Below are 11,559 nucleotides of genomic sequence, written 5' to 3'. Positions count from 1 at the left end.
ATGTGAGGCTAAGATGGTGTGAAACTGTCTTAGCCTCTTCATTTTGTGCTATGATAAAACATGGAATGAGAATAGAAAGTGTGGCGTAAAAATGATATACAGTATTACTGAAATAGAAGCAAGATACCAAGAAACTGATAAAATGGGATTTATTTATCATGGGAACTATGCGACATGGTTTGAAGTTGCTCGTACAGACTATATAAGCAAGCTTGGCTTTAATTATGCCGATATGGAAGCGCGTGGCATCATTTCTCCAGTCACGCACTTAGATGTGAAGTTTATTAAACCTGTGACTTATCCTGAAAAAGTAAGAATAAAAACATGGGTAGAACGCTATTCACGTTTACGCTCTTTATATCGTTATGAAATTTATAACGAAAAAGGAGAAATTGCGACAACAGGTTCAACTGAGCTGATATGTATGACAGAAGATACGCATACACCGATTCGTTTAGATCGTTATTTCCCAGACTGGCACGAAGTCTATCAAGAAGTAGAAAAACGAAACAAAGCTGGCGAACAATTTGAAGTGACTGATGGGATTCAATAATTAAATGAACGCAAAAAACTGGGACATATGAATGCCCCAGTTTTATATGTGTTTAGAGATGCTATTAAAATTTGAAAGTAATTTCATCTTTGTCATCAACATCGATAGTTATTGATACATCTTCAAAGTACCATAAGTCTTTTTCGGCAATAATGATGTCTACACCGTCATAGTCTTGTTCAAATCCAATTTCAATGGGTTGATCATTGCGGTTATCAATATTGAATGCAGGGCTGAAACCTTGTTTGATTTGAGGTTCTCCGCCATAACGCACAAAGATGTGAATGGCTTTTCCTTCTTGAGGTAATTCAAACTCATCTTTGAACCAGTTGATTGCTTTATCTGTCAATTTCAATTCCATGGTAAAACTCCTCTCATTATTACCAAATATTATGCTGCATATAAAGATTTATATATAAGAGTATAACCGTTATAACACCATGATTAACCTTAAATGCTCAATTTCTTTAAAAAGTATAGAACGGATTTGACAAAATTTTGTATAGTTATAAAAAAACCGGAACACATTTTGTCCCGGTTTGTGATTTACATCCATTTAATTTTAGGCTCTTCACCTTTGAAGATTCTTATAATATTTGTACGGTGTCTGATAATCAATAAGACAGCAACGATGATGCTGACACCTAATAAGATATAATCTTGAATAATGAGTGATCCGATGACACAGCAAATAGCTGCGACGATACTTGATAAGGATACGTATTTAGTCAGTTTTAATGTAATAAAGAAGATAGCTGCTAAGATTAAGAGTAAAATCGGAGCAACACCTAATACGACACCCGCACTGGTTGCGACAGCTTTTCCGCCTTTGAATTTAAGAAAGACTGGGAAAACATGTCCGACTATCGCAAATACACCGACAATCATACCATGTGTAAAGAACTCACTGATAGGTCCTGTCGTATGGATTGGGAACCATAGTGGAAAGAAAACTACAATAAAACCTTTAAATATATCTAAGAAAGTTACAGCAAATCCGGCTGGTCGTCCTAACACACGAAAACTGTTAGTAGCACCGGTATTACCGCTTCCATACTGTCTTATATCTTTTTTGAAAAATAATTTTCCGATTATGATACCGCTTGGGAATGAACCTACTAAGTAGGCGAGCAGCAGCATGAGTACAATCATCATTGACTTTGACACTTCCTTTATTGACGATAACGTTATTTTACCACACTCCAAGGCTTTGAAGTGGACTGTTCTGTTATTTTCACGACACATTCTCGTTATATATAGTTTAAGCGACAATGTTCGATTTTCATAGTAACAAAATCTTTTATCGAAAGAAATCTTTTTTCGTTAGGTTGTAAAATGTTATCGTATGCAAATCAATTTCTGACTTGCATTTTGATTTGATTTAAGTAAGAATGTTTATTGTAATGTTTTATAAACGAACGTACGTTTGTAGGAGGCGAAGAATCGATTGACAACAAATAAACGACAAAACTATTCGGACGATTCTATTCAAGTACTTGAAGGATTAGAAGCAGTCCGTAAAAGACCAGGAATGTATATTGGGTCAACCGATAAACGTGGTTTACACCACTTAGTATATGAAATCGTAGATAACTCAGTAGATGAGGTATTGAACGGTTATGGTAATGAAATCAAAGTGACTATCAATAAAGATGATAGTATCACAATAGAAGATAACGGACGCGGGATGCCGACAGGGATTCACAAATCTGGCAAACCGACAGTCGAAGTTATCTTCACAATCTTGCATGCCGGCGGTAAGTTCGGCCAAGGCGGCTACAAAACATCAGGCGGCTTACATGGTGTAGGGGCTTCCGTAGTTAACGCATTAAGTGAATGGTTAGTCGTTGAAATTTATAGAGACGGCTCTATTTATGAACAGCGTTTTAATAAAGGGGGATTACCTGCCACTGGTTTAGAGAAAAAAGGAAAAACACGTAAAAAAGGAACGAAAGTAACGTTCAAACCTGATCCAGAAATCTTTAAATCAGCCACATCATTCAATTTTGATACATTAAGCGAACGCCTACAAGAATCAGCCTTCCTTTTAAAAAATCTAAAAATCACTTTAACAGACTTACGTTCTGGTAAAGAAAGAGAAGAAATTTATCATTATGAAGACGGCATCAAAGAATTCGTGTCTTACGTCAACGAAGGCAAAGAAGTTTTACATGATGTTGCGACGTTTTCAGGAGAAGCCAATGGTATCGAAGTCGATATCGCTTTCCAATACAATGATCAATATTCTGAAAGTATCTTAAGCTTTGTCAATAACGTACGTACTAAAGATGGCGGTACACATGAAGTCGGATTCAAAATTGCGATGACACGTGTGTTTAATGATTATGCGCGTCGCATTGGTGAATTAAAAGCTAAAGATAAAAATTTAGATGGTAATGATATTCGTGAAGGCTTAACAGCGATTATTTCTGTCCGTATTCCTGAAGAGTTATTACAATTCGAAGGACAAACGAAGTCTAAACTAGGTACGGCGGAAGCAAGAAGTGCAGTAGATAGTGTAGTCGCAGAGAAACTACCTTTCTATTTAGAAGAAAAAGGACAATTATCTAAATCACTTGTCAAAAAAGCAGTGAAAGCACAACAAGCCAGAGAAGCTGCACGTAAAGCACGTGAAGATGCACGTTCTGGTAAAAAGAACAAACGCAAAGATACTTTATTGTCTGGTAAGTTAACACCAGCACAAAGTAAAAATACAGAGAAGAAAGAACTGTATCTTGTAGAGGGTGACTCTGCAGGCGGTTCCGCTAAACTCGGTCGTGACCGCAAATATCAAGCTATTTTACCATTACGTGGTAAGGTTATTAATACTGAGAAAGCACGTTTAGAAGATATCTTCAAAAACGAAGAAATCAACACTATCATTCATACGATCGGTGCAGGTGTAGGAACTGAATTCAAATTAGAAGACAGCAACTATAATCGTGTCATTATTATGACCGATGCCGATACAGATGGTGCACATATTCAAGTTTTATTATTAACGTTCTTCTTTAAATACATGAAGCCGCTTGTACAAGCAGGCCGTGTCTTCATTGCCTTGCCTCCACTTTACAAATTAGAAAAAGGCAAAGGTAAAGCGAAGAAAGTAGAATATGCCTGGACAGATGATGAACTAGAAAATCTTCAAAAACAATTAGGTAAAGGTTTCAGCTTACAACGTTATAAAGGTTTAGGTGAGATGAACCCTGACCAATTGTGGGAAACTACAATGAATCCGGAAACGCGTACGTTAATTCGCGTTAATGTTGAAGATGAAGTTCGTTCATCAAAACGTGTGACGACGTTGATGGGTGATAAAGTTGCACCACGTCGTGATTGGATTGAACGACATGTACAATTTGGTATGCAAGAAGATCAAAGTATTCTAGAAAATGATGAAATCGAAATTCTAGATCAAGAAGCATACGATGAGGAGGAAGTAAATTGAGCGAAATCATCCAAGACCTTTCGTTAGAAGATGTCATTGGCGACCGCTTCGGCCGCTACAGTAAATACATCATCCAAGAACGTGCCCTCCCAGATGTCAGAGACGGTTTAAAGCCGGTACAACGTCGTATATTATATGCGATGTACTCAAGCGGCAATACATTTGATAAAAACTTCCGTAAGAGTGCCAAAACAGTCGGTGATGTTATCGGACAATTCCACCCTCATGGCGACTCTTCTGTTTATGATGCGATGGTGCGTTTAAGTCAAGACTGGAAATTGCGTCATGTGTTAATTGAAATGCATGGTAATAACGGGAGTATCGATAATGACCCGCCAGCTGCGATGCGTTATACCGAAGCGAAACTCAGTCAACTTTCTGAAGAATTATTACGCGACATCAATAAAGAAACAGTTTCGTTTGTGCCGAACTATGATGACACTACAACAGAACCGATGGTATTGCCTGCGCGTTTCCCTAACTTATTAGTGAACGGTTCCACAGGGATTTCTGCAGGTTATGCGACAGATATTCCGCCGCACAACTTAGGTGAAGTCATTAATGGAACTTTGAAGTTCATTGATAATCCAGATATTACAGTGAATCAGTTAATGAAACACATAAAAGGGCCTGATTTCCCGACTGGCGGCATTATTCAAGGTGTCGACGGTATTAAAAAAGCATATGAAACAGGTAAAGGACGTATTGTAGTTCGCTCTATGGTGGAAACTGAAACGTTACGTAACGGCAGACAAGAATTAGTAGTGTCTGAAATTCCCTATGAAGTGAATAAAAGTGCATTAGTGAAAAAGATTGATGAATTGCGTGCAGATAAAAAAGTGGATGGTATTGTCGAAGTACGTGATGAAACAGACCGTACGGGATTACGTATTGCGATTGAATTGAAAAAAGATGTTAATAGTGAAGCGATTTTAAACTTCTTATATAAAAATACTGATTTACAAATCTCTTATAACTTCAACATGGTCGCAATCAGTGAAGGACGTCCTAAACAAATGGGCATCCGCCAAATTATCGACAGTTACTTGAATCACCAAATTGAAGTTGTGACGAAACGTACGCGCTATGACTTGTTCCACGCTGAAAAGCGTATGCATATTGTTGAAGGCTTAATGAAAGCTTTATCTGTGTTAGATGAAGTCATTGCGATTATCCGCGGATCTAAAAACAAACGTAATGCGAAAGATAATTTAGTCGCAGAGTTTGACTTCACTGAAGAACAAGCAGAAGCTATTGTAACATTGCAATTATATCGTTTAACAAACACTGATATTGTGGCGCTTGAAGCGGAACATAAAGAATTAGAAGAGCAAATCAAAGGCTTACGTCATATCTTAGATAACCACGATGCTTTATTAAACGTGATTAAAGATGAATTGAAAGAGATTCGTAAACGTTTTAAATCAGAACGTTTATCTCGTATTGAAGCAGAGATTTCTGAAATTAAAATCTCTAAAGAAGTGATTGTGCCGAGTGAGGAAACAATTTTAAGTTTATCTAAAGATGGTTACATCAAACGTACTTCAATCCGAAGCTTCAATGCGAATAAAGTAGAAGAAGTCGGATTAAAAGAGGGCGACAGCTTATTACGTTACGTAGAAACGAATACGCAACATATCGCTTTAGTCTTTACAGATAAAGGCCGTTATCTCTACTTACCGGTGCATAAACTATCTGATATCAAGTGGAAAGACCTTGGTCAGCATATTTCACAACTTGTGCCGATAGAAAATGATGAACGTGTCATTGATGTCTTTACTGAACCAGATTTCAAACAAGAAGCGGATTATTTAATGGCTACGAAAAACGGTATGATCAAGAAAAGTGAGTTAGGTCTGTTTAAGACAACACGTTTCAATAAACCGCTGATTGCGATGAAATTAAAAGATGACGATGTAGTGATTAATGTGATGCGTATTGAAACACCGCAATTACTCTCAGTCATTACACATACAGGTATGTCATTAACTTATAGTTCTGATGAATTATCAAGTACTGGTTTACGTGCTGCAGGGGTGAAATCGATTAACCTTAAAGATGAAGACTATGTAGTGATGACACAAGTCGTACATCCTGATAATACGATTTTAATGGCAACACAAAGAGGTGCAGTTAAACGTATCGGCTATCAAGTGCTAACAGAAGCTAAACGTGCACAACGCGGTATTAAACTGTTGAAAGAACTAAAAAGCAAACCGCATCGTATCGTAGGTGCTGATGTGATTGAAAATCCAGCTGCGACGTATACATTGTATTCAAACAAGGATACTTTCACAGGTACTGTCGGAGATGTACATTTAACAGAACAATATACAAATGGCTCATTTGTGGTTGATGTAGATAGCTTCGGAGATGTTGAAGCATTATCTGTATCAGATATGAGTGAACCTGAAGCATAAATTTAATGAAGTAAAGCTGTTCAAAAAAGGGACGTATATCCCTTTAAATTTGAACAGCTTTTCTTTGTGAAGGATAAGGTTTTTCAAAAAAATATAGTCAGATAATTGCTAAGATGATAAAATATAGAGTAAATCAAATGAAATAACAAGTGGTAGCACATTCTTTTAGAATCCTGCCTCTTGGTATTTTTTTTATTTAAGTGGTGTATATTGAAGAAAGCAGTCGATATATTCCATTGTTATGTATCAGATATACATAAATATTTAACAGAATATGAGGTAATAAATGTGAAAGATTTTGATAGTTTAGTACCTGGTTGGTTTAAAGCATTTGTTGAAGTAGGGAATGACCTGATTTGGTCACAATACTTAATCGGTTTACTGCTGACTGCAGGACTTTTCTTTACAATCAGCTCCAGGTTTATACAGTTTACGTCATTTGGAGAAATGTTTAGAGCGTTAGTGGAAAAACCTGAAACATTAGATAGCGGTGAAAAAGGGATTTCACCTTTCCAAGCTTTCGCAATCAGTGCAGGGTCTCGTGTAGGTACGGGTAATATTGCCGGTGTTGCGACTGCAATTGTCTTAGGTGGTCCTGGTGCAGTCTTTTGGATGTGGGTCATCGCGTCTATCGGTGCTGCCAGTGCGTTTGTAGAATCCGTTTTAGCACAAGTTTATAAAGTGCCTGATAAAGCAGGCGGTTTTCGTGGGGGACCAGCGTACTATATGACAAAAGGTTTGAATCAAAAATGGTTAGGTGTCTTATTTGCGGTATTAATTACGATTACATTCGCTTTTGTGTTTAATACAGTACAAGCCAATACCATTGCAGAATCATTGAAAACACAATATCATATCAGCCCAGTCGTAACAGGTATTGTCCTTGCAGTATTAACAGGAATTATCATTTTCGGTGGTGTAAGAAGTATTGCAACATTGTCTTCATATATCGTTCCGATTATGGCAATTATTTATATTGGTGTGGTATTAGTCATCTTAATCATGAACTATGACCAAATCATTCCAATGATTTTAACAATCTTCAAGAGTGCCTTTGGGATTGAACAAGCGACTGGCGGTGCAGTCGGTGCGGCAGTATTACAAGGGATTAAACGTGGTTTATTCTCAAACGAAGCCGGTATGGGTTCTGCGCCGAACGCGGCAGCAACAGCAGCTGTACCACACCCAGTAAAGCAAGGTTTACTTCAGTCATTAGGTGTATTCTTCGATACAATCTTAGTATGTACTGCAACAGCAATCGTTATTTTATTATACGGCGGTTTACAATTCGGTGAAGGTGCACCACAAGGGGTTGCGGTAACACAATCAGCATTGAACGAACATTTAGGCAGTGCAGGCGGTATTTTCTTATCTGTCGCAATTACATTGTTCGCATTCTCATCTGTTATCGGTAACTACTATTATGGTCAATCTAACATTGAATTCTTATCTTACAATAAAACGGTGTTATTTATTTTCAGATGTTTAGTTGTATTATTAGTCTTCTTTGGTGCAGTCGTGAAAACAGAAACAGTATGGAGTACTGCGGATGTCTTCATGGGCTTAATGGCAATCGTCAATATTATTTCTATCATTGCCTTGTCTAACATTGCACTGGCTGTGATGAAAGATTACCATGACCAACGTAAAGCTGGTAAGAAACCGATCTTCAAGCCAGAGAACTTGGAAATCAATTTATTTGGTATTGAATGTTGGGGCGATCCAGCTAAACAATTATCACGTAAAAAATAATAAATAGAGTATGAGTTGAATAAGAGATTCAACCATTTGCTTCCCTTATCACACACATCAGGTGTTGTTGATAAGGGATTTTATTTTTTTAGAAGTATAAAAAATGACAAATTATTGTATTTCTAGAGAAGAAAAACATGAAATAATAAAAAATAGTCCAAGTATGTACAAGGATATGGTAAAATAATTTCTAATTCAGCGCTATCAATAGTGAAATGGGCTATAATGAATAGGATAGAGTATTGAGGAGAAAAGGTGATCTTCATGAGCAGCTACGTGATAGAGAAAGCATTAAATAATAACGTCATCATCTGTAAAGATGAAACACAACAGCACGAAGTCGTTCTTATCGGAAAAGGTATCGGTTTTAATAAGAAAAAAGGGATGCGCTTATCTGACAAAGCAATGATTGATAAAGTTTATAAATTAGAACATAAATCTGAACAAGAACATTATAAAGCATTAGTAGAGATGGCTGATGATGATGTTTTACAATCAATTATTGAAGCGATTGATATCATCACGAAAGCGGATCGCTCAGTTGATGATAATGATTTAGTCGTCGCGTTAACGGATCATATCTTGTTTGCGTATAAACGTATCAAACAGCAGCAATTTATTAAAAATCCATTCTTAATTGAAACGAAACAGCTATACCCTGAATCATATCAAATTGCGGTTCAAGTGATAGAGCATTTAAACGGCTTGTTAGATATTGATTTTCCAGATGATGAAATCGGCTTTATCGCGTTACATATCGCAAGCAGTAAAGATGATTTAACTTTAAGCGAAGTAAGATTGACGAATGAGATTATCAATAAAAGTGTTCAAATTATGGAACATGATTTAGGTTATACAATTGATACAAGTTCGATTATCTATCAACGCTTTATCCGCCATATCCAATTCTTAATCAGACGCTTGCAAAAAGGTGAAACTATTCAAGTCAATGAAGATTTCGGAAACATGTTGAAAGCGCATTATCCCGTGTGCTATAATATAGCTGTTAAAATCATTAAAATGATGCAGCAGCATCTTGAAGTTCCTGTCTATGAAGCGGAACTCTCGTATCTGACGTTGCATATTTATCATTTTGCGAATAAAAATCAAAATCATAACGTGTAACTAATTCGATTAGGCATGAGTCATGAAAGTTGGTCGTACTTCCAGCTTTTATTACTCATGCCTTTTTTCTTTGCTGCTATGTCGCTAGGTGATGTTTACAACTTTATAAATTTAGGAGGAAACTTTTATGTGGAAAAAGTTTTTCGGTCAATTGCAACGTATTGGTAAAGCGTTAATGCTTCCTGTTGCGATCTTACCGGCAGCGGGTTTACTTTTAGCATTAGGGAACGCCTTTCAAGGCGATGCGCTTCAAAGTTTACTGCCTTTTATTAAAGTAGAAGGTGTTCAAAACGTTGCGAAAATGATGGAAGGTGCCGGTGGGATTATCTTTGATAACTTGGCCATTATCTTCGCATTAGGTGTCGCAATCGGGTTGGCCGGCGGAGATGGTGTTGCAGCTATCGCAGCATTCGTCGGTTTTATTGTATTAAACAAAACAATGGGAATGTTCTTAAATGTAACACCTGAAAAAGCAGCAGATGCTGCAAAAGGTTTTGCGACAGTATTAGGAATTCCGACACTGCAAACGGGTGTGTTTGGCGGTATCATTATCGGGGCTTTAGCGGCCTGGTGTTATAACAAGTTCTATAATATCTCGCTGCCAAGTTATTTAGGATTCTTTGCAGGGAAACGTTTCGTACCAATTATGATGGCGACGTTATCATTTATTTTAGCGTTTCCAATGGCGATTGTTTGGCCATTTATCCAAGGCGGCTTAAACGCATTCAGTGAAGGTTTATTAGCATCAAATACAGGATTAGCTGTATTCTTATTCGGTTTCATTAAACGTTTATTGATTCCGTTTGGTCTACACCATATTTTCCATGCACCGTTCTGGTTTGAATTCGGTTCATATAAAAACTTAGCTGGTCAAATCATTCATGGTGACCAACGTATCTTTATCGAACAAATTCGTGATAACGTACCTTTAACTGCAGGTAAATTCATGCAAGGTGAATTCCCAGTTATGATGTTCGGTTTACCAGCAGCAGCACTTGCGATTTATCAAACAGCGAAAAAAGAAAATAAAAAAGTGGTTGCTGGTTTAATGTTATCTGGTGCTTTGACATCATTCTTAACAGGTATCACTGAACCTTTAGAATTCTCATTCTTATTCGTAGCACCATTATTATTCTTCATTCATGCAGTGTTAGATGGTTTATCATTCTTAATTCTTTACTTATTAGATGTGCACTTAGGTTACACATTCTCTGGTGGATTTATCGACTTCTTCTTACTCGGTATCTTGCCGAATAAGACACAATGGTGGTTAGTTATTCCAGTTGGATTAATTTATGCGGTTATTTACTATGTTATCTTCCGCTTCGTCATCCAAAAAATGAACTACAAAACACCAGGTCGTGAAGACAAAGAGATGCAGACATCTACAGTTTCAACAAATGAATTACCATTCAAAGTGTTAGACGCGATGGGTGGCGAATCTAACATCAAACACTTAGATGCATGTATTACACGTCTACGTGTAGAAGTAAATGACAAAGCAAAAGTAGATGTACAAGGTTTGAAAGATTTAGGTGCTTCAGGTGTGCTTGAAGTCGGTAATAACATGCAAGCGATCTTTGGTCCGAAATCAGATCAAATCAAACATAATATGCAACAGATTATGGATGGTAAAATCACATCTCCTGAAGAAACTACAGTGATTGATGAAGGCGATGCAACAACGAAAGTAGCGCAAACAGGTGACGCAGTGATTTATGCACCGATTACAGGTGAATTAGTAGATATTACAGAAGTACCAGATAAAGTATTCTCTGAAAAAATGATGGGCGACGGTATCGCAATCAAACCAGATAATGGTGATGTTTATGCACCATTCGACGGTACTGTGAAAATGGTCTTCCCAACAAAACATGCGATTGGTATTGAATCAGAAGATGGCGTGGAATTATTGATTCACTTCGGTTTAGAAACTGTTAAACTTGAAGGTCAAGGTTTCGACATCTTAGTTAAAGAAAACGATAACTTCGTTTTAGGCCAACCTTTAATGAAAGTCGACTTAGATTACATTAAAGAACATGCTGAAAGTACGATTACACCAATCGTCGTTACAAATTTAAATGATCGCACATTAGAAGTGTTACAACATGGCCATGTTAACCATGGTGATAAAGCAGTCTTAATTAAATAGAAACAGCTACACAGAAACAACACCTTAGACACTTTAATCGATGCGTCATGCACATTGAGCACGAGCTATGAAACTCTAGGAGGTTTCTAGCTCGTGCTTTTTTTATACA

General features: G+C 37.1%; 8 protein-coding genes. 6 read left to right on the top strand and 2 right to left on the bottom strand.

Annotation, left to right across the window (positions count from 1 at the left end; translation table 11 throughout):
• Positions 1-91: 91 nt before the first annotated feature.
• Positions 92-553, top strand: a complete 462-nt coding sequence (menI, locus tag MUA87_RS07335) for a 1,4-dihydroxy-2-naphthoyl-CoA hydrolase MenI (protein WP_002480862.1) — start codon at positions 92-94, stop codon at positions 551-553.
• Positions 554-617: 64 nt separating this feature from the next.
• Here menI and MUA87_RS07330 read toward each other — a convergent pair whose 3' ends face one another.
• Positions 618-914: a HesB/YadR/YfhF family protein gene (locus MUA87_RS07330; RefSeq protein WP_002480863.1), complete on the bottom strand. Its 297-nt coding sequence runs from the start codon at positions 912-914 to the stop codon at positions 618-620.
• 185 nt (positions 915-1,099) lie between these two features.
• A complete protein-coding gene (gene plsY, locus MUA87_RS07325) occupies positions 1,100-1,708 on the bottom strand; it encodes a glycerol-3-phosphate 1-O-acyltransferase PlsY (RefSeq protein WP_023015251.1) in 609 nt (202 codons plus the stop codon).
• 292 nt (positions 1,709-2,000) lie between these two features.
• On the opposite strand from plsY, the gene parE reads away from it, so the two are divergent.
• From parE to ptsG, 5 genes are all read left to right on the top strand, one after another.
• Complete coding sequence (gene parE / locus MUA87_RS07320) at positions 2,001-4,001, top strand: DNA topoisomerase IV subunit B (RefSeq protein ID WP_262550396.1); 2,001 nt, start codon at positions 2,001-2,003, stop codon at positions 3,999-4,001.
• A complete protein-coding gene (gene parC, locus MUA87_RS07315; RefSeq protein WP_262550394.1) occupies positions 3,998-6,421 on the top strand; it encodes a DNA topoisomerase IV subunit A in 2,424 nt (807 codons plus the stop codon). Before parE ends, parC begins: the two co-directional genes overlap by 4 nt.
• Positions 6,422-6,709: 288 nt before the next feature.
• Complete coding sequence (locus tag MUA87_RS07310) at positions 6,710-8,173, top strand: glutamine transporter AlsT (RefSeq protein WP_002480867.1); 1,464 nt, start codon at positions 6,710-6,712, stop codon at positions 8,171-8,173.
• A gap of 264 nt (positions 8,174-8,437) precedes the next feature.
• Positions 8,438-9,298, top strand: coding sequence for a glucose PTS transporter transcription antiterminator GlcT (glcT, locus tag MUA87_RS07305; RefSeq protein WP_037556387.1), 861 nt, complete (start codon positions 8,438-8,440; stop codon positions 9,296-9,298).
• Positions 9,299-9,425: 127 nt separating this feature from the next.
• The gene (ptsG, locus tag MUA87_RS07300; protein WP_023015247.1) at positions 9,426-11,450 is read left to right on the top strand and encodes a glucose-specific PTS transporter subunit IIBC; all 2,025 of its coding nucleotides are present in this window, start codon (positions 9,426-9,428) and stop codon (positions 11,448-11,450) included.
• Positions 11,451-11,559 lie beyond the last annotated feature (109 nt).

The sequence above is a fragment of the Staphylococcus simulans genome, assembly GCF_025561465.1.
GTDB lineage: Bacteria > Bacillota > Bacilli > Staphylococcales > Staphylococcaceae > Staphylococcus > Staphylococcus simulans.
The sequence above is the reverse complement of the archived record's forward strand: the minus strand, read 5'-3'. Positions and strand labels throughout refer to the sequence as shown.